General features: G+C 72.7%; 18 protein-coding genes. 10 read left to right on the forward strand and 8 right to left on the reverse strand.

Translation table 11 applies throughout. The annotated features are described in order from the left end of the window. Nucleotides 1–34: 34 nt before the first annotated feature. A complete protein-coding gene (locus tag NOO62_RS17705; protein WP_268771859.1) occupies nucleotides 35–1,309 on the forward strand; it encodes an ABC transporter substrate-binding protein in 1,275 nt (424 codons plus the stop codon). A gap of 15 nt (nucleotides 1,310–1,324) precedes the next feature. Here the strand turns inward: NOO62_RS17705 and NOO62_RS17710 are convergent, their stop codons facing one another. Together NOO62_RS17710 and NOO62_RS17715 are read right to left on the reverse strand one after the other, a co-directional pair. Next, the gene (locus NOO62_RS17710; RefSeq protein WP_321170580.1) at nucleotides 1,325–3,799 is read right to left on the reverse strand and encodes a hypothetical protein; all 2,475 of its coding nucleotides are present in this window, start codon (nucleotides 3,797–3,799) and stop codon (nucleotides 1,325–1,327) included. Nucleotides 3,800–3,990: 191 nt separating this feature from the next. Continuing rightward, nucleotides 3,991–5,379 (reverse strand): transcriptional regulator, encoded by a 1,389-nt coding sequence (locus NOO62_RS17715; protein WP_268771861.1) that lies wholly within the window; start codon nucleotides 5,377–5,379, stop codon nucleotides 3,991–3,993. Nucleotides 5,380–5,755: 376 nt separating this feature from the next. Between NOO62_RS17715 and NOO62_RS17720 the strand changes: the two genes are divergently transcribed. The 4 genes from NOO62_RS17720 to NOO62_RS17735 all read left to right on the forward strand — a co-directional run bounded on the left by NOO62_RS17720 (nucleotide 5,756) and on the right by NOO62_RS17735 (nucleotide 10,702). Further along, nucleotides 5,756–6,415 carry a bifunctional DNA primase/polymerase gene (locus tag NOO62_RS17720; protein WP_268771863.1) on the forward strand — a complete coding sequence of 220 codons (660 nt, stop codon included), beginning with the start codon at nucleotides 5,756–5,758 and terminating at the stop codon, nucleotides 6,413–6,415. Continuing rightward, complete coding sequence (locus tag NOO62_RS17725) at nucleotides 6,391–7,305, forward strand: ABC transporter ATP-binding protein (RefSeq protein ID WP_268771864.1); 915 nt, start codon at nucleotides 6,391–6,393, stop codon at nucleotides 7,303–7,305. Before NOO62_RS17720 ends, NOO62_RS17725 begins: the two co-directional genes overlap by 25 nt. Further along, nucleotides 7,302–8,921: a transporter gene (locus tag NOO62_RS17730; protein WP_268771865.1), complete on the forward strand. Its 1,620-nt coding sequence runs from the start codon at nucleotides 7,302–7,304 to the stop codon at nucleotides 8,919–8,921. The genes NOO62_RS17725 and NOO62_RS17730 overlap by 4 nt, the downstream gene beginning before the upstream one ends. Nucleotides 8,922–9,316: 395 nt before the next feature. Next, entirely contained in the window at nucleotides 9,317–10,702 is a 1,386-nt protein-coding gene (locus NOO62_RS17735) for a PAS domain-containing protein (RefSeq protein WP_268771866.1), read from the forward strand. Nucleotides 10,703–10,912: 210 nt separating this feature from the next. On the opposite strand, the gene NOO62_RS17740 is transcribed toward NOO62_RS17735, so the two are convergent. Genes NOO62_RS17740 through NOO62_RS17755 form a run of 4 tightly spaced genes read right to left on the reverse strand, consistent with a single transcriptional unit; the run spans nucleotide 10,913 to nucleotide 14,431 of the window. Beyond that, complete coding sequence (locus tag NOO62_RS17740; RefSeq protein ID WP_268771867.1) at nucleotides 10,913–12,139, reverse strand: ABC transporter permease; 1,227 nt, start codon at nucleotides 12,137–12,139, stop codon at nucleotides 10,913–10,915. Beyond that, nucleotides 12,136–12,855 carry an ABC transporter ATP-binding protein gene (locus tag NOO62_RS17745; protein ID WP_268771869.1) on the reverse strand — a complete coding sequence of 240 codons (720 nt, stop codon included), beginning with the start codon at nucleotides 12,853–12,855 and terminating at the stop codon, nucleotides 12,136–12,138. The genes NOO62_RS17740 and NOO62_RS17745 overlap by 4 nt, the downstream gene beginning before the upstream one ends. After that, nucleotides 12,852–13,922 carry a peptidoglycan-binding protein gene (locus NOO62_RS17750; RefSeq protein WP_268771870.1) on the reverse strand — a complete coding sequence of 357 codons (1,071 nt, stop codon included), beginning with the start codon at nucleotides 13,920–13,922 and terminating at the stop codon, nucleotides 12,852–12,854. Before NOO62_RS17750 ends, NOO62_RS17745 begins: the two co-directional genes overlap by 4 nt. After that, on the reverse strand, nucleotides 13,919–14,431 hold the full coding sequence (locus NOO62_RS17755) for a hypothetical protein (protein ID WP_268771871.1): 513 nt from the start codon (nucleotides 14,429–14,431) through the stop codon (nucleotides 13,919–13,921). The genes NOO62_RS17750 and NOO62_RS17755 overlap by 4 nt, the downstream gene beginning before the upstream one ends. Before the next feature lie 121 nt (nucleotides 14,432–14,552). Here NOO62_RS17755 and NOO62_RS17760 point away from each other — a divergent pair, with 121 nt between their 5' ends. After that, nucleotides 14,553–15,221: a response regulator transcription factor gene (locus NOO62_RS17760; protein WP_268771872.1), complete on the forward strand. Its 669-nt coding sequence runs from the start codon at nucleotides 14,553–14,555 to the stop codon at nucleotides 15,219–15,221. A gap of 56 nt (nucleotides 15,222–15,277) precedes the next feature. Continuing rightward, the gene (locus NOO62_RS17765; RefSeq protein WP_268771873.1) at nucleotides 15,278–16,525 is read left to right on the forward strand and encodes a sensor histidine kinase; all 1,248 of its coding nucleotides are present in this window, start codon (nucleotides 15,278–15,280) and stop codon (nucleotides 16,523–16,525) included. Here the strand turns inward: NOO62_RS17765 and NOO62_RS17770 are convergent. Next, nucleotides 16,513–17,304 (reverse strand): SIS domain-containing protein, encoded by a 792-nt coding sequence (locus tag NOO62_RS17770; RefSeq protein ID WP_268771874.1) that lies wholly within the window; start codon nucleotides 17,302–17,304, stop codon nucleotides 16,513–16,515. The genes NOO62_RS17765 and NOO62_RS17770 overlap by 13 nt on opposite strands. 150 nt (nucleotides 17,305–17,454) lie before the next feature. Here NOO62_RS17770 and NOO62_RS17775 point away from each other — a divergent pair, with 150 nt between their 5' ends. Together NOO62_RS17775 and NOO62_RS17780 are read left to right on the forward strand one after the other, a co-directional pair. Continuing rightward, the gene (locus tag NOO62_RS17775; protein WP_268771875.1) at nucleotides 17,455–18,147 is read left to right on the forward strand and encodes a metal-dependent transcriptional regulator; all 693 of its coding nucleotides are present in this window, start codon (nucleotides 17,455–17,457) and stop codon (nucleotides 18,145–18,147) included. Between the two features lie 480 nt (nucleotides 18,148–18,627). Further along, nucleotides 18,628–19,491, forward strand: a complete 864-nt coding sequence (locus tag NOO62_RS17780) for an alpha/beta fold hydrolase (protein WP_268771876.1) — start codon at nucleotides 18,628–18,630, stop codon at nucleotides 19,489–19,491. Nucleotides 19,492–19,564: 73 nt separating this feature from the next. Here NOO62_RS17780 and pdxH read toward each other — a convergent pair whose 3' ends face one another. Beyond that, a complete protein-coding gene (gene pdxH, locus NOO62_RS17785; RefSeq protein ID WP_268775668.1) occupies nucleotides 19,565–20,200 on the reverse strand; it encodes a pyridoxamine 5'-phosphate oxidase in 636 nt (211 codons plus the stop codon). A 373-nt stretch (nucleotides 20,201–20,573) separates the two neighbouring features. On the opposite strand from pdxH, the gene NOO62_RS17790 reads away from it, so the two are divergent. Next, on the forward strand, nucleotides 20,574–21,674 hold the full coding sequence (locus tag NOO62_RS17790) for a citrate synthase 2 (RefSeq protein ID WP_268771877.1): 1,101 nt from the start codon (nucleotides 20,574–20,576) through the stop codon (nucleotides 21,672–21,674). Nucleotides 21,675–21,677: the final 3 nt, after the last annotated feature.

Below are 21,677 nucleotides of genomic sequence, written 5' to 3' on the forward strand. Positions count from 1 at the left end.
CACGGTTGGCCGCGCAACGGAATCGTGCAGGGACATGACCGGCTGGCGACGCACCTTCCTCCCCCGCCCCTCCCGAACCGCAGCGCTCTCGGCGGCCGCCGTGGCGGCGTGTGCGTCGCTCATATCCGGCTGTGGGGTCATCCCCGGAACCACGGGGGGTTCCGGGGACGGCCCCGTCACCGTGATGACCTGGGCACCCGAGAAGACCAAGGCCACCAACAAGCCCGGCGTCCCCGCCATGGCGCAGGCGTACGCCCGCTGGGTCAACGCCCACGGCGGGCTCGGCGGGCGCGAGCTCAAGGTCCTCACCTGCAACGACCACAACGACCCGGTCGGCGCCGCGGAGTGCGCGCGGCAGGCGGTCGACAACGACGTGGTGGCGGTCGTCGGCGCGTACAGCCAGCACGGCCGCTCATTCCTCGGCCCGCTCGAAGTCGCGGGCATCCCCTACATCGGCGGCTACGGCGTCACCGACGACGAGTTCAGCAGCCCCCTCTCGTACCCCGTCAACGGCGGCGAACCGGCCCTCCTCGCGGGCAACGGCCGACAGCTCGCCGCCCGCTGCGACCGGGTCTCTCTCGTCCGCCCCGACACCCTCGCCGGGGACGAGCTCCCCAAGCTGCTCAACCAGGGCCTCGCCGACGGCCACCACAAGCCCGTCTCCGACATCCGCGCCCCCGAGGACGGCACCGACCTCACGCCGCAGGCCGAGCGGGCGCTGAAGGACGCGGGGGCGGACAACGGCTGTGTGACGGCGGCGCTCGGGGCGCGCACGGACACGTTCTACGACTCGTTCCGGCGAACCAAGGACGACTATCCGCCGGTCCGCATCTCCTCCGTGCTCGGCAGCGTCGACCAGTCCCTGATCGACCGCACGGGCGGCGCGAGCGGGCCCTACGAAGGGGCGTACGTCACCGGCTGGTACCCGGCGGCGGGCGACGCGCGGTGGGACCGGATGCGGGACGTCATCCGTGAGCAGGCGTTCGGCGACAACCGGGTCGACGCCTCGGACGCGGGCGTCCAGACGACGTGGATCGCGTACACGGTCCTGAAGCAGGCCGTCGAGTCGCTCGACGGCGGCGAGGTGTCGTCCCGCACGCTGCGCCGCGCCCTCGACGGCGGCCTGCGGGTCGAGACGGGCGGCCTCACGCCGCCGCTGAGCTGGCGCTTCGAGGACCTGCTCGCCGCCAGCGAGTTCCCGCGCCTGATCAACTCGGGCGTCACGTTCCAGATGGTGCGGGACGGGAGGCTCGTACCGGCGCGGGAGGGCTTCGTGAACGTGGAGAAGACGCTGGAGCAGACGGCGTAACCCGCCCGCGTCTCCCTACAGCTGGGTCTTGTTGCGCTCGGTGAGGGTGTACTTCCGGGCGATCGCGTTCCAGTGGTTGGCGGCCTGCTCCTTGGCCGTGGTCGCCGAGCCGCTCTCACGGTTGCCGGCCGCGGCCTGCGGGGTGTTGCGGGCGCGGCCCTTGTGGCAGCCCTTCTTGCCCGCGACCTGGTCCGCCCAGGCGGCATAGTGGTTGTCGGCCGCCGCGGAGGCCTTCCATGCCTTGTTGAGGGAGGCCGTCAGCTGGTCGTTGGCGGGCAGCTTGTCGACCTTCAGACCGGCGAGCCGGGTGACGAGGCCGTTGCGCTGCTTGGCGGCGGCACGGAGGTCCTTGGCCGACTGGCCCAGGTTCTGGCACTTGCCGACGTTGCGTACGGCGGCGATGACCGAGTCGCGGCTGTTGTTGCTGTCGGCGAGCAGCTTGTCCAGGGCGACGGCCTGCTCCTCGGCGGGGTCGGCGGACGGCGAGGGGCGCTCGTCGGGCTCGCCGGAGGCGGAGACGGGCTGCCCGTCGTCACTCTTGTCGTCCTCGCCGCCGCCGGAGCTGAGGAGTGCGCCCGCGCCGATGCCGAGCACGGCGATGCCGACGCCGACGGCGGCGATCAGCGGCACCTTCGACCCGGTGCGGTTGCGCCGCCCTCCGCCTCCGCGGCCGCCACCGACGGGCTCGGGGGCGGGTGTGGGCGCCGGGCCCTGTGCCTGGACGCGGGGCATCTGCTGGGTCGAGGCGGGGCCTTCCGCCTCCGGCTCGGTACGGAAGAGACTGTCGAACTCGGCGGGCGGCTGCCGGTCGCCGGGGGCGCCGGGGCGGATGCCGTAGGGGGCGGCGGCGGGCTCGGGCGGCGTGGCGGGTGCCGTGGGCCCCGCGGGTACGGGCGCGATGAACTGGGTGGGATCACTGTCGGACCCGGCGCCCGGCCCGTTGGCCCGCCCGTTGCCCCGCCCCAGGAACTGCGTGGCATCGCCGGCGGGAGCCTCGGGGGGCAGGGCGCCGGGCCCTACGGGCGGTATGTACTGCGTGACGCCTTCGTCGGCGGCGACGGGCGGTATGTACTGCGTGGCGCCCTCGTCGGCGGCGACGGGCGGTATGTACTGCGTGGCGTCGCTGTCGGAACCGACACCCGGCGCGTCGACGGCCGGCAACGGCACGCTCCGGCCCGCGGATGCGGGCGGCAGCTGTTGCGGTTGCGGTTGCGCGTCGGGGGCCTGCGGCGCGGCGTGCGCGCCGTGTCTGGGCTGCGAGGAGGGGGGCTGCGGCTGCTCGGGGCGGGGGGCGGCATGCGCACCGTGCGCCTGCTGCGCCCCGTACGCGCCCTGCCCCTGCGGGGCGGCGTGCGCGCCGTGGCCCGCTCCGGGCTGGGGCTGGTGCGCGCCTTGCCCGTAGGGGCCGACCTGGGAGTCGTAGCCGCCCTGCGGGGCAGCACCGGGGCCTGACTGGGGGTAGCCGTAGCCGGGCTGGGGAGCGGCGGGGCTGGACTGATGGCCGCCGCCGACGCCGGACGGCTGGGCGCCGGGGCCCGACTGCGGGTAGCCGTATCCGGGCTGCGCGGCGCCGGGCTGCTGAGCACCCTGACCGAACTGCTGAGCACCGGAACCGGGCTGCTGGGCGCCGGGGCCCGACTGGGGGTAGCCCTGTCCGGCCTGCGGGGCGCCGTGCGCGGGCAGCGGGGCGCCGGAACCGGGCTGCTGGGCGCCGGGGCCCGACTGCGGGTAGCCGTAGCCGGGCTGCGCGGCGCCGGGCTGCTGAGCACCCTGACCGAACTGCTGAGCACCGGAACCGGGCTGCTGGGCGCCGGGGCCCGACTGGGGGTAGCCCTGTCCGGGCTGCTGGGCGCCGTACCCGGGCTGCTGGGCGCCAGGGCCCGACTGCGGGTAGCCGTAGCCGGGCTGGGGGGTGCCAGGGCCGAGCTGCTGGTCGCTGACGGCGCCGGGCGGGTGGGCGCCGGGGTCCGTCTGCGGGAAGCCGTAACCGGACTGCGCGGCTTCGGGCCTGCCGCCGGGGCCGGGCTGCGGCGCACCGTAACCGGGCTGCTGAGCGCCGGGGCCCGACTGCGGGTAGCCGTATCCGGGCGGCTGGGTGCCGGGGTCCGTCTGCGGGAAGCCGTACCCCGGCTGCGGTATGCCCTGGCCCGGGGGCTGCGCGCCGTACCCCGGCTGTGGGGTGCCGTAGTTCTGCTGTTGGCCGCCGTACGGCCCTCCGTGCTGGCCGCCCTGCTGGGTGTAGTCGGTCTCCGGGGGGAGGGGCTGGGCGGGGGGTGTGGACCATTCCTGGCCCTGGCCCGGGGAGGGCGGGCCCGATGAGTCGGGGCCCCACGGCTCGCCCCACGGCGTGCCGCCCGCCGGGGTGGTGTGCCGGCCCGCGGTGCCGGGGAACAGCGGCTCGCTGCCGTCCGCGGGCAGCACCACGCCCTCGTGGGCGGGCCGCTGCTGCGGATCGGAAGAAGCAGCGCCCTGACCGCTCTGCTGCGTCACCGGGACTCCTACACCTGGGGGGACCTACGGAACCGTCGGGTCACGCTACCGGGTCGCCACATCCCTCTGCCACGCAGCTCAGAACGCCGCTCTCCGCGCGGGGGCGGCAGTAACAAAACCTCCCTGTCAGACGCTGTTGTGGGGTGGTAGTGGGCGGTAGTGGGGCGGTACAGGGGCGTACCCCTCGGAATTCATGCCGCCTGGACGTCCAGGCGCGCTCCGAACTCCCGTACCACCGGCTCCTCCCGGTACGGATGCAGCCGCTCCTGGAAGTCCTCCAGGTACTCCGCACCCCGGTTCGACCGCAGCGTGCCGAGGAGTTCGACCGCCTTCAGGCCCGTGTGGCAGGCCTGTTCCACCTCGCGCCGCTGCACCTGCGCCGTCGCCAGGAGGACCAGGCCGATCGCCCTGCGGCGCGCCCGCGTCTCCGGGTGACCGTCCAGGGACTCCTGGGCACTCCGCGCCGCCGCGTCCGCCTGGCCCAAGTCCCGGTGACAATGCGCCATTTCATCGGCCAGATATGCGTGGTCGAAGTGGCGGATCCAGACCGGGTCGTCGCCGGAGTCGTCCGCGACGGCCGCCCGGTCCATCGCCTCGACCGCCCGCCCCGCCACCGCCTGCGTGGCCCGCACGTCCCCGAGCAGCGCGTGCCCCCGCGCCTCCGCGGCGTAGAACATCGCCTCCGCGCGGGGCGTGACCCTCCCGCGTGTCCCCTCCTGTGCGGCCCGCGCCAACTGCGCGATCTCGCGCGGGTTCCCGAGCTGCGCGGCGAGGTGACTCATCGACGCCGCAAGTACGTACCCTCCGTACCCCCGGTCGCCCGCCGCCTGGGCCAGCCGGAGCGCCTGGATGTAGTAGCGCTGGGCGAGGCCCGGCTGCCCCGTGTCGACCGCCATGTACCCGGCGAGCTCCGTCAACCGGGCGACCGCGGCGAAGAGTTCCCGCCCGACCGCCTCCCGGTAGGAGCCCGCGAGCAGCCCGGAGACCACGGAGTTGAGGTAGTGCACGACGACCGGCCGCACATGACCGCTGCCGAACTGGTGGTCCAGCTGCGTCAGCGCCTCCGTCATCGCCTTGACCGCCGCCACGTCCGCCATCCCGACGCCCGGCCCCGCGGACCTGCCGACCTGCGAGTCCGGCGAGGAGATCAGCCAGTCGCGGCTGGGTTCGACGAGCGCGGACGCGGCCACGGACGACCCGGAGAGGAAGTCGCGACGGCCGACGTCGCTGCGCCACAGCTCGCAGACCTGCTCAATGGCGCCAAGGACGGTCGGCGAGAACTGCAGACCGACACCGGAGGCGAGGTTCTTGCCGTTCGCCATGCCGATCTCGTCGATGGTGACGGTACGGCCCAGCTTGCGGCCGAGCGCCTCCGCGATGATGCCGGGAGCCCGTCCGCGCGGCTGCTGACCGCGCAGCCAGCGGGCCACGGACGTCTTGTCGTAGCGCAGGTCGAGGCCGTGCTCGGCACCGCACATGTTGACCCTGCGGGCCAGACCGGCGTTGGAACAGCCGGCTTCCTGAATGAGCGCCTGCAGCCGTTCATTGGGCTGTCGCGCGACGAGTGGCCTGGCGGCCATGGCGTACCCCCTGTGTGCACCGTGGACCATCGGAACGGGCGGCCGCCGTGGACCGCCTCAGGGTGATCAATGCCCTTGGGGCAGGGTGAAGATGCGCCACAAAAGAAGCAAAAGAACCCATAAAGAACTACAAGCGCCAAACTGTGCGGTCTTGGGTTCCTCCGAGGTGTCCTTACGAGGGTTCCTCTCAGGGTTCCTCTTAAGGTTCCTCCCAGGCGTCCTTCGATTGCCCGACACGTGGCTACCCGCACCCGGCAGTCAATCCCCCCGCGCGCCCCCACCCATGCACCCATGCGCCCCACTCGCAGGATCGATGCTCCTCCCCCGCCCTCGCGTGCGCCCGTAACCCGAGGTGGCACCGGGAGTTGAGAACGTCGTGGAAGAGACCATCGGAGTCACGTCAGCCGCGCAGATCCCGAAGCAGCGCGGAGAAGCCTTGCTCGACACGGCCGTGCGGTACGCGGAGGAGCGTCACTGGGACGTGTTCCCCGGGACCTGGCTCGAGTCCGTCGAGGGCGTCGAGCAGTGCTCGTGCGGGGAAACCGCGTGCGACGCGCCCGGCGCACACCCCGCGCGCGAGGACTGGGCGACCCAGGCCACCGGCAGCGCGACCGTGGCCCGGCGGCTCTGGCAGAAGCAGCCCAAGGCGTCGATCCTGCTGCCCACCGGGCGCACGTTCGACGCGATCGACGTGCCCGAGACCGCCGGTTTCCTCGCGCTCGCCCGCATGGAGCGGATGGAGCTCACCCTCGGCCCCGTGACCTGCACGCCCGACCGCCGCATGCAGTTCTTCGTACTGCCCGGCGCCACGGCCAAGGTCCCCGACCTCGTGCGCAAGCTGGGGTGGCCGCCCGCCGCCATCGACCTGATCGCGCTCGGCGAGGGGACGTACGTCGCCGGGCCCCCGACCCGCTTCGGAGCCATCGGCGCCGTCCAGTGGGCCTGCCGCCCCACCGTCGCCAACCGCTGGCTGCCGGACGCCGAGGAGATCATCTCGCCGCTGGCCTACGCATGCGGCAGGGAAGCGCGCCGCTGAACGACGCCCGCCCGGGGGAGCCGCCGCCGACGTATCGTGCGGACACGGCGGACACCACGGACACGGCGGGCTCAGTGGAGGGCGGCACGGTGACGGAAGCGGCGACGGGCGCGGGGACGGAAACGTCGGCGGTACGGATCCAGGGGCTCTGGAAGCGGTTCGGTGAGCAGGTCGCCGTCGCCGGGATCGATCTCTCCCTGCCCGCGGGCAAGTTCATCGGCCTGGTCGGACCCAACGGCGCGGGCAAGACCACCACCCTCTCCATGGTCACCGGCCTCCTGCGGCCCGACCAGGGCACCGTCGAGGTCGTCGGCCACGACGTGTGGCGCGACCCCGTCGAGGTCAAGGCCCGCATCGGCGTACTCCCCGAGGGCCTGCGCCTCTTCGAGCGGCTCTCGGGGCGCGAACTACTCGCGTACACCGGAAGGCTGCGCGGGCTGCCCGGCGCCGAGGTCGACAAACGGGCCACCCAGCTCCTGGACGTACTCGACCTCGCGGGCGCCCAGCACAAACTCGTCGTCGACTACTCGACCGGCATGCGCAAGAAGACCGGCCTCGCCGCCGCGCTCCTCCACAACCCCGAAGTACTCTTCCTCGACGAGCCGTTCGAAGGCGTCGACCCCGTCTCCGCACAGACCATCCGCGGCGTCCTGGAGCGCTACACCGCCTCCGGCGCGACCGTCGTCTTCTCCTCGCACGTCATGGAGCTCGTCGAATCCCTCTGCGACTGGGTCGCCGTCATGGCCGCGGGACGCATCCGCGCACACGGCACCCTCGCCGAGGTGCGGGGCGCCGCACCCTCGCTGCAGCAGGCGTTCCTCGAACTCGTCGGCGCGCACGGCCGCACCGCGGGCACCGACCTCGACTGGCTGGGCGGCGGCCCCCGATGACCACGACCGACACCCCGACGGCGCGCACGTCCCCGGCGATCACGCCCGTCCTCATCCGCCTGAAGCTGTCCCTCCTGCGCAACGGCCTGCGCCAGTCCACGGGCCGCCGCGCCGCCTACATCGCGTCCGTCACCGTCGCGCTCCTCTTCGCCGCCCTCCAACTCCTCGGCCTCATCGCGCTGCGCGGCAACACGCACGCCGCGACGGTCTGCGTCCTGCTCGTGGGAGTGCTCGCCCTCGGCTGGGCGGTCATGCCGCTGTTCTTCCCGAGCGGCGACGAGACCCTCGACCCGACGCGCCTGGTGATGCTGCCGCTGCGGCCGCGCCCGCTCGTACGGGCACTGCTCGCCGCCTCCCTCGTGGGCATCGGCCCCCTGTTCACGCTCTGCCTCGCGGCGGGCGCGGCGGTGGCCCTGGCCCACGGTGCGGCGGCGGCCGTCACCGGTGTCCTCGCGGTCGTCCTCACCCTCCTCGTCTGCGTGGCGCTGGCCCGCGCGGTCGCCGCCGCCAACATCCGCCTCCTCACCAGCCGCAAGGGCCGCGACCTCGCCGTCCTCAGCGGCCTGGTCGTCGCCGTCGGCGCGCAGGTGGTGAACTTCGGCGCGCAGAAGCTCGGTTCGTCCGGCCTGTCCACGCTCGACCCGGCCGCTGACGTCGTGCGCTGGATCCCGCCGTCCGCGGCGCTCGGCGCGGTCGACGCGGTCAGCGAGGGCGCGTACGCGACGGCGGCGGCCCAACTCGCCCTGACCGCCGCGGCCCTCCTGGCGCTCCTCACCGTCTGGCAGCGCAGCCTGACCCGTCTGATGACGACACCGGACGGCTCCACGATCGCGGCCGCCCAGCCGGACAAGGGCACGTCCCGCACGTCGGGCGCCCTCGGCGGGCTACTGCCCGCGGGCCGCACCGGAACGGTCATGGAACGCAGCCTCCGCTACGTCTGGCGCGACCCGAAGACCAAGGCCGCCTGGGTGACGTCCCTCGCCATCGGCCTGATCGTGCCGCTCTTCAACGCCCTGCAAGGCACCGGGTCCGTCTACTTCGCGTGCTTCGCGGCGGGCATGCTCGGCGTCCTCATGTACAACCAGTTCGGGCAGGACACGTCGGCGTTCTGGATGGTCGCGATGACGATCTCGTCGCCCCGCGACGCGTACGTGGAGCTGCGCGGCCGAGCCCTCGCGCTCCTCTTGATCACCCTCCCGTACGCCGCACTCGTCACCGCCCTGACGACCGCGATGCTCGGCGACTGGCCCGCCCTGCCGGAGGTGCTCGGCCTCTCCTTCGCGCTGCTCGGCGCGATGCTGGCCACGGGCGCGTGGTCCTCGGCCCGCTTCCCGTACTCCATCCCGCAGGAGGGCTACAAGAACGTCGCCCCCGGTCAGGCCGGTCTCGCCTGGATCTCCATCGTCGGCGGCATGGTCGCGGCGGGGCTGCTGTGCGCGCCCGTCCTGGCCCTCACGATCTGGCTGCACGCGTCGGGCGCCACGTCCTGGACCTGGCTGCTGCTGCCGCTGGGCGCGGTCTACGGCGCGACGGTCACGGAGCTGGGGCTGCGGCTCTCGGCGCCGCGGCTCGCGAGGCGCCTGCCGGAGATCCTCACGGCGGTGAGCAGAGGATGACGCAGGCGACCCGCGAGCCTGGGTCCCTGCCGCCCCGGGGCGGAGGAAGCCGGCCGGACGTACCGGCGGCTCGCGGGTCGGGTGACTGCTTGAGTCTGGGCCGGCCGCACGCTCGTCACTCGTGCCGGCCAGGCACCGCACTGGGTGTGGTGGCAGGCCGCTAGCCCGCAGCCACCTCTCGCGTCCGCAATGAAATCACTGCCGGATCACCTCCTTTCTTCGAGTGATGACACCTTAGGAAGCTACGTCGGGCGGCTCAACCGATTTTTCGGGTAGACGTTCGCACAACGATTTCTCTCCAACTTCCGGGAACTTCCTGTGGGCTGCGTCACGTTCGAGTTGAATGATCTGACATGCGGTACGGGCAGATCGCGCAGGCCTGTAGGGGGTGCCACGTGAGTGCTTCGCGGCGGAGCGGAACCACTGACGAACTCGGTCCTGAAGAACCCGAGCCCGGGAGCGCCGAGCTGCTCGCGGCGCTGCTCGACGGGATGGACGCCGCGCTCTGCGCCTTCGACGCCGACGGTGTGGTGACGCACTGGAACCGCGAGGCCGAGCGGATCCTCGGGTGGACGGCAGCGGAGGCCGTCGGGCGGCACGGGTTCACCGGGTGGGCCGTGCGGCCCGCCGACGCCGGGGACGTCGAGGAGCGGCTGCTGTCCGCGATGGACGCGCCGGGGCGGCAGGTGCACGAGTTCGCGCTGGTCACCAAGGACGGCGGGCGGGTGCTCGTGCGGATGCAGTCGGCGTCCGTGCGGGGCGGGGACGGGAAGTCCTCCGGGGTGTACTGCGCGTTCAGCGAGGTCCACGCGCAGATCGACCTGGAACGGTCCATCGCGCTGAGCGAGGCGCTGTTCGAGACGGCGTCGTGGGGCGTGGTCCTCGTCGACGCGGATCTGCGGCCCGCCGTCGTCAACGAACACGCGGCCCGCGCTTTCGGAGTGGGCCGCAGCGCCGTCCTCGGGCGGCCGCTCGCCGATCTGCTCGGGCAGGGCGTCGAGGAGGTCGAGAGCGCGCTGACGCACGTCCTCGCCGAGGGGACGCCGCCCGCGCCCGCGGAGCTGTGGGTGACGGTGCGGGCGCCCGGGGGCGGGGAGGGGGAGGACGACGGGGACCCGCGCCGGTGCTGGCGCAGCGGCTTCCTCCGGCTCGCCTCGCCGCTCGCGGAGGAGCCGGTGCCGCTGGGCGTCGGCTGGCTGTTCCTCGACGTGACGGAGGCCAAGCAGACGGAGCAGCTCGCGTCGCAGCTGCGGTTCCGCTCCCAGCAGCTGCACCGGGCGGCGCGGGCCACGGCGGAGTGCGAGGACCCGCTGGAGGCGGCGACGGTCCAACTGGACTTCGCGCTCGCCGGGTTCGCCGACCACGCGCTGGTGGATCTGGTGGCGGGCGAGAATCCGGTACGTCTGGTCCGTACGGCGGCGACGCCCGCGGGACCGCCGGGACCCTGCCGTCCCGTCGCCACGGCGGGCGTTCCCGTCCGCTACCCCGAAGGGCATCCCGCGCCGCAGAGCGTGGAGCGGGTGGGGTCCGTGCGGGCCAGTGCGGGGGTGGGGGCGTCGGCGGAGCGGGCGCGGGAGTGGGCGGCGGCTCGGCAGTGGCCCGAGGACTCGGTCCACGCGCTGTGTGCCGTCCTGCGGAGCCGGGGTCGCACGGTGGGCGTCGTGACGTTTCTCCGTGGGGCGGGGCGGGGGGCGTTCGACCGGTCGGACGCGATGTACGCGGAGAGCGTCGCGTCCCGCGTCGCCGCGTCCCTCGACCTGTCCCAGGCCCTCTCTCCCTAGGGTCCGGTGGCCTACCTCTCCCGCCGCTTCGCGGCGGATCACTCCCACCCGCCCACCCGTTCACCCCGCGACGTCCAGTGGGACTAGGGGCACCAAGACCGCCGCTTCGCGGCGGATGCCTCCCACCCGCCCGCCCGTTTACCCCGCGACGTCCCGTGGGAGTAGGGGCAGGGGGGCGGGGGTGGGTCCCGTCCGAGGCGTCCCGCCAGATCACGTTGCGTGGAGCGCCAGCGTTGGGGACAAGCGGGCCGCCCGCACCGCCGGGTACAGGCCCGCCACCGTGCCGATCGCCAGGGTTGCCGCGAAGCCGCCTGCCATGGCCCAGGGTGGGACCACCCACGGGAGGTCGCCCGAGAGTGCGTACGCTGCCGTGGCGGCGGCTCCGAGGGCTACGCCTGCCGCGCCGCCCAGGCCCGACAGCATCAGGGACTCCGTGACGAACTGGATGCGGATCTGGCCCCGCGTCGCGCCCAGTGAGCGGCGCAGGCCTATCTCGTAGCGGCGCTCCAGGACCGAGATGATCATGGTGTTGGCCACGCCCACCCCTCCTACCAGCAGGGCTATTCCGCCCAGGCCCAGGAGGAGCGTCGAGAACGCGCCCTCCGTCGCCGCCTTCGCCTGAAGCGCCGCCGACGGGTCGGTGACCTGCACGTTTCGCGGGTTCTCCGGGTCGATGGACGCGGCGAGGAGCTTGCGGACGCTGTTGACCGTGGCGTCGGTGGAGCGTTCGTACACCGAGGTCGGGTGGCCGTCGAAGTCGAGGAACTTCTTCGACGCGTCCCAACCCGTAAGCGCCGACCGTTCGATGTCGGGTGCGAGCGGGAGCGGGTCCAGGATGCCGATCACCGTGAAGTAGCGGTCGTCCAGCCAGACCTGCCGGCCGGGTGACACGATGCCCAGGCGTTTCGCCGCCACGTGGCCCAGGACCACCGACGGGTAGCGGCTGTTCGCCGCGTTGAACCAGCTGCCGTGCGCCATGCGGCCCCGCAACACCTTCAGGAGGCCTTCCGTGGAGGCCCGTACCGAGATGCCGCCGGTCTCGTCCTTCGGGATCTTCTCGCTGCGCCGGACCGACCGTTCGAGGTCACCGGTCGCGCCCACGGACTCGACCCCGTCGACCCGCCCGACCCGCCCCGCCGCGTCCCGCGGCAGCGTCACCTTCTCACCGGAGAACATCGCTTCCCCCGGCGACGCCACCAGCATGTTCGTACCCAACTCGTCCAGCTCACGCATGAGTTGGGCTTTGCTCGACGATGAGATCCCTACCACCGCCACCATCGTCGCTATGCCTATCGCGATGCCCAGCGCCGACAGGACCACCCGCACCGGGCGGCTCCGCAGGCCCGCCGAGCCCACGTGCAGGACGTCGCGGGGGCCGAGGCGTGCCGCTCGGAGGGCGCGGCGGCCGCGCGCCCGCTCACCGTTGCGCGCCCTCACGCCGCGACCTCCGCGCCCCGCGTGTCCGCGACGACCTGCCCGTCCCTGATCCGTACCTGCCGCGGCAGGCGCCCGGCGATCTCCGTGTCGTGGGTGATGACGGCGATGGTCGCGCCCTCCGCGTTCAGGTCGTGCAGCAGGGCCATGACGGCCTCGCCGGATTCGGAGTCGAGCGCGCCGGTGGGTTCGTCGGCCAGCAGCAGGTCGGGTTCGCCGACCACGGCGCGGGCGATGGCGACGCGCTGTTTCTGGCCGCCGGAGAGTTCGTGCGGGCGGTGCCGCATGCGGTCGGCGAGGCCTACGCGTTCCAGGGCGTACGCGGCCCTGCGGCGCCGTTCCGCGCGGGAGAGACCGGAGTAGAGGAGTCCTTCGGCGACGTTGTCGCGGGCGCTGATGCCGGGGACCAGGTGGAACGCCTGGAAGACGAAGCCGATGTGGCGGGCCCGCAGGGCGGAGAGGCTGCGGTCGGTGAGCGTCGCGATGTCGTGGCCCGCGATGGCCACCGAGCCCTGCGTGGGGCGGTCCAGCGTGCCCACGATGTGCAGGAGCGTCGACTTGCCGGAGCCGGACGGGCCGACGATGGCGAGGAGTTCACCCGCGTCGACGGTCAGGTCGACACCGCGGAGCGCGGCGACCCCGCCCGGGTACTCCTTGGTGACGCCGGACAGTTCCACGACGGTGGGAGCCGCGCTGATCGGCGTAGAAGAGTTGGTCATGGTTTCGGTACTCCTACCTTCGTGCCCTCCCGCAGCCCCCCGCCGCTCACCTCGACCCTGCCCTGCCCGAACATGCCGAGCTCGACCTGCACGTCACGGGTGCGGCCGCCCTCGACGACCTGGACGCCGAAGCCGCCGCCCGGCAGTGCCAGGAGGGCGTTGACGGGGACGGAGAGGACGTTCTCGCGGGTCTCGCCGGTGAGGTTCACCGTGACCGGCGACTGGTCGAGGCCGTCGACCTCGCCGGGGTCGTCGAAGGTGACGGTGACGGGGATCCTGGGGGTCTTGTCGCTGGGGTCGTCGCCGGGCTCGGCGGTCTTGCCGACGGCGGCGACCTCGCCCTTGACCGTGGTGCCGTCCGGGAGCGTCACGGTGACCTTCGTGCCCTTCTTCGCCGAACCGCCCTCCGCCACGTCGAGCTGGACGCGTACGACACGTTCGGAGCCGGTCGTCGAGAGGACCGGCCTGCCCGGCGCGACCTGGTCGCCGACGGTCGAGCCCGCCGACTTCACGCGGACCGCGGAGGACTGGAAGGAGATCTGTTCGGGGCCGACACGGCCGGTCTGCTTGCCGTCGTGGGCCTTCTGCCACCGCTTGACCGCGGCCGCGGTGCCGTCGGTGTACGTCTGGTCGACGGCGAGCCCGGCGCCGTAGCCGAGGGCGACGAGGTTCTCCTCCAGCTGGCGCACGTCGTTGCCCTTGTCGCCGCTCTTCAGCGTGCGGTACATGGGCTCGGTGCCGTACATGAGGCGGACGGGGAGACCGTTGACCTCGTAGAGCCGCCCGTCGCGCCCGATGGTGGAGCCAGTGCCGGGGGACCAGGTGAGCGTGCCCGTCGTACCGGCGTTGATCTTGCGCTCTTTGGCGTAGCCGAGCGTGCCGTCGACCTGCGTGCCGCTGCTGAGGTCACCGCGGTCGACGGACGCGGTGGCCGGTGGCAGGCCCGCCTCGCGGTGGCCTGCGTTCTCCTTGCCGCCCGCGTCGGCGAGCGCGCTGACGGCGATCCCGCCGCCGGTGACGGCGAGGAGGGCGACGACGGTGGCGACGACGGCGGTACGGCGCCTCACTTGACGATGCCCTTGCACGCCTCGGCGGCCTTCTCCATCTTCTTGGCCTCGGCGCCCTTCGGCATGGGCTGGGCCCGCATCGCGCCGCCGTCGAACTTCGGGTCGGGCATGTTGAACCCGTTCTCGCGCATGCACTGGGCGTACTTGAGCATCTTGTCCTTGTCGGCCTGCGAGGGGCCCTTGCCCGACCGGCCGCCGCCCGCGCCGCACTTCTTCAGGGCGGCCTCCATCTTCTCCTTGCTCATGTCGCCGCCGATGGTGATGCCGCGGACGTCCTCACCGGACTTGGGCTCGGACACCTTGAGGCCCTGCTTGCGCAGGCACTCGCGCTCCTTGAACGCCTTGTCGGCGTCGGCGCCCTTGCCGCCGTCGGCGCTGTTCGCGGAGTCCGAGCCGGAGTCACCGGAGCAGGCCCCGGCGAACAGCGCGAGCGCGGCGATCCCCGACGCGAAGGCCACCGACCGGGCGCGGGTCGTACGGGCGGGGCGGGTCGTACGGGCGGTCCTCATGAGGCTTCCCCTTCACATGTGGCGTGACTGACGCGCACAGGCTGGCGGGGAGCCGGGTTTCGTTTCTCTCAACGGAGACGCTTACACCGGCGAAAGGTCACTCTCGGGTACACAGGGCGGCATGCGCGTACTGCTGGTGGAGGACGAGGAATTCCTGGCCGAGATGATCGCCGACGGGCTGCGCCGTGACGCGCTCGCCGTCGACGTCGCCGCCGACGGCCTCACCGCGCTGCGGAAACTGCAGCTCGGCGAGTACGACGTACTGATCCTCGACCGCGACCTGCCGGGCGTGCACGGCGACGAGGTGTGCCGCCGGGTCGTCGAGCAGCGGCTCCTGACCCGGGTCCTGATGCTGACGGCGGCGGGCACGGTGCGTGACCGGGTGGCGGGTCTGGGGCTCGGCGCGGACGACTATCTGACCAAGCCGTTCGTGTACGACGAGCTGCTCGCCCGCGTGCTCGCCCTCGGCCGCCGGGCCCGGCCCGCGCTGCCGCCGGTGATCGAACGGGCCGGGCTCGTCCTGGACACCGCGCGCCGCCAGGCAAGCAGGGATGGGCGGCATCTGGCGCTGTCCCGCAAGGAGTTCGCGGTCCTGGAGGCGCTCCTTCGGGCGGACGGCGCGGTGGTCAGCGGCGAGGACCTGATCGAGCAGGTCTGGGAGGAGGACACCAGCTACCGCACCAACGCGGTCCGCGTCACCCTCTCCAAGCTCCGCGCGAAGCTGGGCGAGCCGCCGGTGGTGGAGACGGTGCCGGGGGCCGGATACCGGATCGCGGGGCGGTCCCTGTGAACACGTCGGCGAACACTTCGGCGAACACGTCGGCGCTACGAACCGCCGGGGCGCGGATGAGCAGCGAGCGGGCCCGCCTGACCGCCCTCTACGGAGGGCTGCTCGTGCTGGCGGGGGCGCTGCTCACGGGGCTCGTGTACCTGCTGGTGCAGCAGGGGTTGTACACGTCGATCAGTTCGGCCGTGACCACGGCGGTGCCGCGCGATCCGCTGCCGCCGTGGCGGCATGCCTCCCCGATGCCGGTGGCGTCCGCGGTGCCCGCGCAGCGCCTCCAGGGCACGACCCTGGACGTCGACAAGAGCGGTCTCGCCGTGACGAGGATCAGCGATCTCGCGGGCGAGGCGGCGCTCAGCCGGCTCCTGACGGTCTCGGTGATCGTCTTCACCGTGTACGCCGTCCTGTCGATCGCCCTCGCCTGGTGGATGGCGGGCCGGGTGCTCCGCCCGGTCGCGGTGATCACCAACATCGCGCGGCGGCTCTCCGGCGCCAACCTGCACGAGCGGATCGCCCTGGACGCGCCGCCGGGCGAGCTGAAGCACCTCGCGGACACCTTCGACGAGATGCTGGACCGCATAGAGCGTCTGGTCGGCGCGCAGCAGCGGTTCGCGGCGAACGCGGCGCACGAGCTGCGCACCCCGCTGGCCGTGCAGCGGGCGGCCGCCGAGATCGGTCTCGCCGGTGACCCGGACCCGGAACGCGTGGCGAGGATCCGTACGAAACTCATCTCCGTCGCCGACGACAGCGAGCACCTCATCGAGGGGCTGCTGCTGCTCGCCGACTCCGAGCAGGGCCTGGAGCGGCGCGAGCCCGTCGCGGTGGACGTCCTGGCGCACGCCGTCGCGGACGGTCTCGCCGAGGAGGCGGTACGGCGCGGCGTCACGGTGTCGGTGCGGGCGGCGCCGCTTACGGTGACGGGCGACGGCGTGCTCCTCGACCGGCTGGTCCACAACCTGGTGGCGAACGCGGTGCGCTACAACACCCCGGAGGGCCGGGTGAGCGTCGTCGTCGGCGAGGACGGCACGCTGGAGGTCGCCAACACGGGCCCGGCGGTCCCGCAGGACACCGTCCCGCACCTCTTCGAACCCTTCCGGCGCCTGCACGAGCGGACGCACGCGCGGGGCGAGGGGGCGGGCCTCGGTCTGTCGATCGTGGCGGCCATCGCGCGGGCGCACGAGGCGGAGGTGACGGCGGAGGCGAACGGGGCGGGCGGCGGTCTGACGGTGCGGGTGGTCTTCGCCCCTGCCTCCGCCCTTGCCTCCGCCCCGGCTCCGGCTTCGGCTTCGGGCGGCACTCAGTGCCGGTAGAAGATGCGGTCCCGGTACTCCTGGAAGACCCGGCCGTTCCAGTCGTGCCCGCCGTCCACGTTCCCGGACCGCAGCACGGGCGGCTGGATGCCGCGCTCGGCGAGCTTCTCGATCGCCGCGGCCGTCATGGCCTGCATCAGCGCGTTGGTGACGACGCTCGACGCGGGCCCGAACGGAGCATCGACCCCTTCGAGGGAGAGCTCCGCGTCGCCGACGCCGACCTTGGAGTCGACGATCACGTCGCAGTGGTCCTTCAGGAAGGTGCCGGAGACGTGCCGGGAGCGGGTCTCCGTCGCGTACGCCACCGACGTCACGCCGATGACCTTCAGGCCGAGCGCGCGGGCGTTCATGGCCATCTCCACGGGCAGCGAGTTCCGCCCGGAGAGCGAGATGATCACGAGTACGTCGCCGGGGCGGGCCGGCGAGGAGTCGAGGACCGCGCCCGCGAGGCCGTCGACCCGCTCCAGGGCGGAGCCCAGCGTGGCGGGCATCACGTCCACGCCGACCACTCCGGGCACGGCGAGCAGGTTGATGAGGCCGAGGCCGCCCGCGCGGTAGACGACGTCCTGGGCGGCCAGCGAGGAGTGCCCGGCGCCGAAGGCGAAGAGCCGCCCGCCGGACTCGACGGCGTCGGCGAGCAGCGCGCCCGCGTCGGCCACGCTGCCGGACTCCTCGTCACGTACTTTCCGGAGCAGTCCGATGGCGGCTTCGAAATACCGGTCCGCCGTCTTGCTCACGCCGTCTTCGCCGCTCACACTGCTCCCGCTCTTCGAGCTCATTCGCATCACGTTGCGGTCTGGACCAGTGCCCTGTCAACACCGTCACAGGCCGGTACTGGGCGGGAATTCCACCGGCGCGGCACGGTTGTCAGTGGTATGCGTCAGAATTGAGGGCAGGGCCAGCGCACGAGCGAATTCTGAGGGGCACCCATGTCGGGGCTGATTGACACCACTGAGATGTATTTGCGCACCATCCTCGAGCTGGAGGAGGAAGGTGTGGTCCCCATGCGCGCCCGGATCGCGGAGCGGCTGGACCAGAGCGGACCGACGGTGAGCCAGACCGTGGCGCGCATGGAGCGCGACGGCCTGGTGGCCGTCGCGAGCGACCGTCACCTGGAGCTCACCGAGGAGGGCCGCAGGCTCGCCACGCGCGTGATGCGCAAGCACCGCCTGGCGGAGTGCCTGCTCGTCGACGTGATCGGGCTCGAATGGGAGCAGGTGCACGCCGAGGCCTGCCGCTGGGAGCACGTGATGAGCGAGGCCGTGGAGCGCCGCGTCCTGGAGCTGCTCCGCCACCCCACCGAGTCTCCGTACGGCAACCCGATCCCGGGCCTGGAGGAGCTGGGCGAGAAGGACGGCGCGGACCCGTTCCTGGACGAGGGCATGGTCTCCCTGACGGAGCTCGACCCGGGCTCCGAGGGCAAGACGGTCGTGGTGCGCCGCATCGGCGAGCCGATCCAGACGGACGCCCAGCTGATGTACACGCTGCGGCGGGCCGGTGTCCAGCCGGGCTCCGTGGTGAGCGTGACGGAGTCCGCGGGCGGCGTCCTGGTGGGCAGCAGCGGCGAGGCCGCCGAGCTGACCGCGGAGACCGCGTCGCACGTCTTCGTCGCCAAGCGCTGAGAAGGCAGTCAACCTCCGTTGTCGGAGAGGTAGTTGACAGGGTTCCGCGAGCTGCGCCGGATCTCGCGGAATCGAAGATTCAGTGTGCGGAATCGCAGCGGCGGAGCGTTTTGCGTGCCAGGCTGTCGCGAGAGGCATATGACCTGAGGGCTCGGAAGGGGCTGGAGGATGTGCCCGTCTGGTGAGCGCGAACAAGGCGAGGGCCCCGGCGCTCAAGAGCGCCGGGGCCTGTCCTCCCCTGTGCTGACCCGGAGCCCCGAGCTCTCAAGGTCATTCCCCACGGGCCGGTTTCCCCGAGCGGCCCGCCTCCCGTTGGAGATCTCCCCTCGGCCACGCCGGTCAATCCTTGAGCGTGGTCACCCGAACGAGGGGTGTTATCGGCGAACCGGCCGCTTTCGAAAACAGGTTCGATAGCGTGCGGGGGTGTGAGGCAGTACCAGGCGTGAAACCCGGGCGGAACCAAGGGGGGTGCCAGGAATCATGGTGCGGCGCATCGACGTGACGGGCGCGGGAGGCGTACACCTCGCCGCCTGGGAGTACGCCGACCCTCCCAAACTCAGGGAGGCCGACGCGGCACCCGGCGGGGTGCTGTTACTGCACGGCCTGATGGGCCGCGCCTCCCACTGGACGGGCACCGCCCGCTGGCTCTCCGAGCGGCACCGCGCGGTCGCCCTCGACCAGCGCGGCCACGGCAGGAGCGAGAAGCCCACCGACGGCCCCTACACCCGCGATGCCTACGTGGACGACGCGGAAGCCGCCCTCGTCCAGCTCGACCTCGCGCCCGCCGTCCTCATCGGCCACTCCATGGGCGCGCTCACCGCCTGGCAGCTCGCCGCGCGCCGCCCCGACCTCGTCCGGGGCCTCATCATCTGCGACATGCGGGCCTCCGCGCTCGGGGCCGCCTCCCAGCGGGAGTGGGAGGACTGGTTCAAGTCCTGGCCGGTGCCGTTCGCGACGCTCGCCGACGTACGCAAGTGGTTCGGCGAGGACGACCCCTGGGTGGAGCGGCCCAACCCCGCGCGCGGGGAGTTCTTCGCCGAGGTGATGACGGAGGGCCCCGACGGCTGGCGGCCCGTCTTCGACCGCGCCCAGATGCTCAGCTCCCGCGAGACGTGGGTGCACGACGCGCACTGGGAGGAGCTGATCCAGGTCCGCTGCCCCGCACTCGTCGTGCGCGGCCAGGACGGCGAGCTCGGCCGCGCGGAGTCCCAGGAGATGGTGCGGGTGCTCCCTCGCGGGGAGTACGCGGAGGTGGCCGACGCGGGGCACCTCGTGCACTACGACCAGCCGGAGGCGTGGCGGGCCGCCGTCGAACCGTTTCTGGACGGGGTCCTTGCGCGGTGAAACGCTGCCCCGTGCGTGGGGCGCCGCCTGATCGTGGCCTTCGGCCTGCTCGTCCCCAATCGCCGGACGGGCTCTATGGGCTCAGGCGTTCCACCCGCCAGGCCCGGTCGGCCTCCTCCCGCACGTACCGCAGGCGGTCGTGGAGGCGGTCCGGTCGGCCCTGCCAGAATTCGACCGCTCGGGGGTGGACCCGGTAGCCGCCCCAGTGCGGGGGGACCGGGACCTGTTCGCCCTCGGGGTAGCGGGACGCGAGGTCGGCGTAGGCGCGGTCGAGTTCGGTGCGTGAGGTGAGTACCGAGGACTGCGCGCTGGCCCAGGCGCCGAGCTGGGAGCCGTGCGGGCGGGTGCGGAAGTAGGCGACCGTCTCCTCGCGGCCGACGCGCTCCGCCGTGCCCGAGACGATCACCTGGCGGGCCACCGCGTGCCACGGGAAGAGCAGCGAGACGTACGGGTTCGCGTCGAGCTCGCGAGCCTTGCGGGACTCGTAGTTGGTGAAGAAGACAAAGCCCCGCTCGTCGAAGCCCTTCAGGAGCACCGTGCGGGAGCTGGGCCGGCCCGCCGCGTCGGCCGTGGAGACGACCATGGCGTTCGGCTCGTGGACGGCGCCCCTGTCGCGCGCCGCCTCCTTGAACCAGAGCGCGAACTGGTCCATGGGCGTGGCGGGCAGCTCGGTTTCGGAGAGCCCGCCGGCGGCGTACTGCTCCCGCATGTCAGCCGGTTCCGGAAGAGGGGCGCTGGAGTCGGTCACGCGGTCATCTTGCCGTATTTGCCACGGCCACAGGGGCGTCCGAGGAGGCGCACCGGCCCACGGGCAGGTGACGTGTGGCACTGAGTGCCGCATTCCATCGCCAAAGATGGCACCAACAGATATCGTCCTGCTGCCGCATCGGTTGGGTGACCACCAGCCTCACGGGGCATACCGGGAAGACCGTTCCGGACCGCGAGTCGCCGGATTCGCCGCACTTCGGCGGACACGACCGTGGAACCGGGCCGGAAACGCCCACTTTTGACACATGGTCATGAGCCGATCGCAACCCGGATCTCGCCACCATCATGTCGAACCCATCACGAGGAGCCGCCTGATGTCCGACTTCGTACCTGGCCTTGAGGGAGTCGTCGCGTTCGAGACGGAGATCGCCGAACCGGACAAGGAAGGCGGCGCGCTCCGCTACCGGGGCGTCGACATCGAGGACCTGGTCGGCCACGTCTCCTTCGGGAACGTGTGGGGCCTGCTCGTCGACGGCGCGTTCAACCCCGGTCTGCCGCCCGCCGAGCCCTTCCCGATCCCCGTGCACTCCGGTGACATCCGCGTCGACGTGCAGTCCGCCCTCGCCATGCTCGCCCCCGTGTGGGGCCTGCGGCCGCTGCTCGACATCGACGAGGAGCGCGCCCGCGAGGACCTGGCACGGGCCGCCGTCATGGCGCTCTCGTACGTGGCCCAGTCGGCCCGCGGGCAGGGCCTGCCGATGGTCCCGCAGCGGGAGATCGACAAGGCCGAGACGGTCGTCGAACGGTTCATGAAGCGGTGGCGCGGCGAGCCGGACCCCAAGCACGTCCAGGCCGTCGACGCGTACTGGACGTCGGCCGCCGAGCACGGCATGAACGCGTCCACGTTCACCGCCCGCGTCATCGCCTCCACCGGCGCGGACGTGGCGGCGGCGCTGAGCGGGGCGGTCGGCGCGATGTCCGGGCCGCTGCACGGCGGCGCGCCCTCCCGGGTCCTCGGCATGATCGAGGAGATCGAGCGCACGGGTGACGCGGTGGCGTACGTGAAGCAGGCCCTGGACAAGGGTGAGCGCCTGATGGGCTTCGGGCACCGGGTGTACCGGGCCGAGGACCCGCGGGCGCGGGTGCTCCGCCGCACCGCCCGTGAGCTGGGGGCGCCGCGGTTCGAGGTCGCGGAGGCGCTGGAGAAGGCGGCCCTCGACGAGCTGCACGCCCGTCGGCCCGACCGCGTCCTCGCCACGAACGTGGAGTTCTGGGCGGCGATCGTCCTGGACTTCGCGGAGGTCCCCGCGCACATGTTCACGTCGATGTTCACGTGTGCGCGGACCGCGGGCTGGTCGGCGCACATCCTTGAGCAGAAGCGGACGGGGCGCCTGGTGCGGCCGTCCGCCCGCTACGTGGGGCCCAGCTCCCGCAGCCCTCGGGAGATCGAGGGCCATGACGACATCGCGCGCTGACGC

The organism is Streptomyces sp. Je 1-369, from assembly GCF_026810505.1.
In the GTDB taxonomy this organism is placed as follows: domain Bacteria; phylum Actinomycetota; class Actinomycetes; order Streptomycetales; family Streptomycetaceae; genus Streptomyces.

Excerpts from the sequence above, each read along its gene's own strand:
- NOO62_RS17705 (WP_268771859.1), top strand. The coding sequence starts at position 35 with ATGACCGGCTGGCGACGCACCTTCCTCCCCCGCCCCTCCCGAACCGCA.
- NOO62_RS17715 (WP_268771861.1), bottom strand. The coding sequence starts at position 5,379 with ATGGCCGCCAGGCCACTCGTCGCGCGACAGCCCAATGAACGGCTGCAG.
- NOO62_RS17725 (WP_268771864.1), top strand. The coding sequence starts at position 6,391 with ATGCGGCAGGGAAGCGCGCCGCTGAACGACGCCCGCCCGGGGGAGCCG.
- NOO62_RS17730 (WP_268771865.1), top strand. The coding sequence starts at position 7,302 with ATGACCACGACCGACACCCCGACGGCGCGCACGTCCCCGGCGATCACG.
- NOO62_RS17745 (WP_268771869.1), bottom strand. The coding sequence starts at position 12,855 with ATGACCAACTCTTCTACGCCGATCAGCGCGGCTCCCACCGTCGTGGAA.
- NOO62_RS17755 (WP_268771871.1), bottom strand. The coding sequence starts at position 14,431 with ATGAGGACCGCCCGTACGACCCGCCCCGCCCGTACGACCCGCGCCCGG.
- NOO62_RS17760 (WP_268771872.1), top strand. The coding sequence starts at position 14,553 with ATGCGCGTACTGCTGGTGGAGGACGAGGAATTCCTGGCCGAGATGATC.
- NOO62_RS17765 (WP_268771873.1), top strand. The coding sequence starts at position 15,278 with ATGAGCAGCGAGCGGGCCCGCCTGACCGCCCTCTACGGAGGGCTGCTC.
- NOO62_RS17770 (WP_268771874.1), bottom strand. The coding sequence starts at position 17,304 with ATGAGCTCGAAGAGCGGGAGCAGTGTGAGCGGCGAAGACGGCGTGAGC.
- NOO62_RS17775 (WP_268771875.1), top strand. The coding sequence starts at position 17,455 with ATGTCGGGGCTGATTGACACCACTGAGATGTATTTGCGCACCATCCTC.
- NOO62_RS17780 (WP_268771876.1), top strand. The coding sequence starts at position 18,628 with ATGGTGCGGCGCATCGACGTGACGGGCGCGGGAGGCGTACACCTCGCC.
- pdxH (WP_268775668.1), bottom strand. The coding sequence starts at position 20,200 with ATGCGGGAGCAGTACGCCGCCGGCGGGCTCTCCGAAACCGAGCTGCCC.
- NOO62_RS17790 (WP_268771877.1), top strand. The coding sequence starts at position 20,574 with ATGTCCGACTTCGTACCTGGCCTTGAGGGAGTCGTCGCGTTCGAGACG.